This window comes from Bacteroides sp. RTP31139st1_H2_RTP31139_211217, from assembly GCF_040227615.1.
Classification (GTDB): Bacteria; Bacteroidota; Bacteroidia; order Bacteroidales; family Bacteroidaceae; genus Bacteroides; species Bacteroides uniformis.
This window is the reverse complement of sequence record NZ_JBCNZM010000323.1, coordinates 1-1,701: the sequence shown is the minus strand read 5'-3', so window position 1 is coordinate 1,701 and position 1,701 is coordinate 1. Positions and strand designations below refer to the sequence as shown.

The 1,701-nt window shown below is 42.4% G+C and carries 1 protein-coding gene and 1 pseudogene; one reads left to right on the top strand and one right to left on the bottom strand.

Annotation, left to right across the window (positions count from 1 at the left end; genetic code table 11):
- Positions 1–137: 137 nt before the first annotated feature.
- The gene (locus tag ABUA47_RS24585) at positions 138–1,175 is read left to right on the top strand and encodes an AAA family ATPase (RefSeq protein WP_195508090.1); all 1,038 of its coding nucleotides are present in this window, start codon (positions 138–140) and stop codon (positions 1,173–1,175) included.
- Positions 1,176–1,263: 88 nt separating this feature from the next.
- Here ABUA47_RS24585 and ABUA47_RS24580 read toward each other — a convergent pair.
- Positions 1,264–1,701: pseudogene (locus ABUA47_RS24580) on the bottom strand (hypothetical protein); the annotation flags it as partial.

The window sequence follows — 1,701 nt, the reverse complement described above, 5'->3', positions numbered from 1 at the left end:
GGCTTCCGGTGCTGTCAGCAAATCATTGATAGTTCTAAAACATAAGCCTAATAATCATAACTTTTTTAAAACCGGGTTTGTCGCTTCCGTTTTTTAAATTACCTTTGTAGTTACTTAGTATAAATGAAACATATTCAATGATTAACAGCATATTATTAACTGATTTTACAGGTTTTGCAAATACCCGGTTTGATTTCACCAAAGGGATAAACGTCCTTATTGGCAAGAATGGTACGGGCAAGACGCACGTTCTCAAATGCCTGGCGGCAACTTTGCAGGCACGCCATGACTTCCTCGGCAAGAACTCAACTTCCAAGGAACAGTTTGAGTATATCTTGGCGGAAGACATGATATTTTATTTCAAGCCGGATGTCATAGGCAACCTGGTCAACAAGGGAGTACCTTCAGGCAGGGCAAACATTACAGTCACGATAGACGGCAAACTGTTGCAATACAGTTTCTCATCCGCTTCCAAAACAACTGTAAAATTAGAAACGGATGAAAAGTGGGACGACCGCCACTTTATCTATATCCCCCCACGTGAGATGTTCTCTTTGTTCGAAGGCTTTATCGGTTTGAGCAGTAAACGTGAAATCTCATTTGACCAAACGTATATCAACCTGGCACACGCGTTGTCACTCCCCATATTGCGTGAGTCGGAAGACAATCCGTTGAAACCGGCTATCAAGTTGCTGGAGCAGGAATTGCAGTTCAAGGTTTTGCAGATGAACGGACGTTTCTATATACAGACAGAAAAAGGGAATATGGAAGCGCACCTGGTAGCCGAAGGACTCCGCAAGCTGGCTTCCATCTTGTACCTCATACTGAATGGGGAAATCAATGCGGACACCATCCTGTTCTGGGACGAACCCGAAGCCAACCTGAATCCGGCTCTTGTGAAAGTCGTGGCAAAGTTTATCCGTGTGCTTCAGGAATGCGGCTTGCAGATTTTCGTCGCCACTCACGACTACCTGCTTACACACACGCTTTCTCTCTATTCCGAATATAAGGAACACACCAACATATCCGTCAAGTTCTTCGGCTTGAAAAAAGAAGATAAGGGAATCATTGTGGAGGAAAGCGAAACCTTGGCAGGCATACAGAACAATCCGATACTGGAGGAATATGCGGCTTTTTACGATTTGGAACAGCAATTCATCAACCAATATGAGTAATTTTCAGGAAAGCGGCATAAACTCCAGCCCATCCCCAGCGAATTTACAATCAGCTGGTTATAAACATTAGACCAAGGTTGCAATAATATTATCCCACATCACTTAGCTCATGGTCTAAATCAAACCTCAACACATAAAAAATACCATTATTCACATAGCCAAAACATCTGTTCCGCTGAGTGATCCTGAACTTCTTAATGCCTTTCTTCCATTGCTCATCTGAAAAATAACGCTTGCTTTTCTTATTCTTATTATACGTTTTATAATCCAACCCATTGTCTGTTGCTATGGCATTCCAATCCAATTCTTCAAATTTGCGGAATGAATCAATAAACTCGTTTTGGTTCTCATTGTCAATAAGAGAAAATCCATGAGTGTCATCTATAAGGCTGAAATCAAGTTTCCCGCCACTGAAACGAGTCGTGATATACTTCTCGAGAGGCAATTCCCCCCTTTCAAACAAGATGGCATACAACTGCTGCTCCTTCCATATATTCCCCACCGGAATAGCAACTCCGTCTTTGGT

Coding starts and splice junctions, on each gene's coding strand:
- ABUA47_RS24585 (WP_195508090.1), top strand. CDS start 138: ATGATTAACAGCATATTATTAACTGATTTTACAGGTTTTGCAAATACC.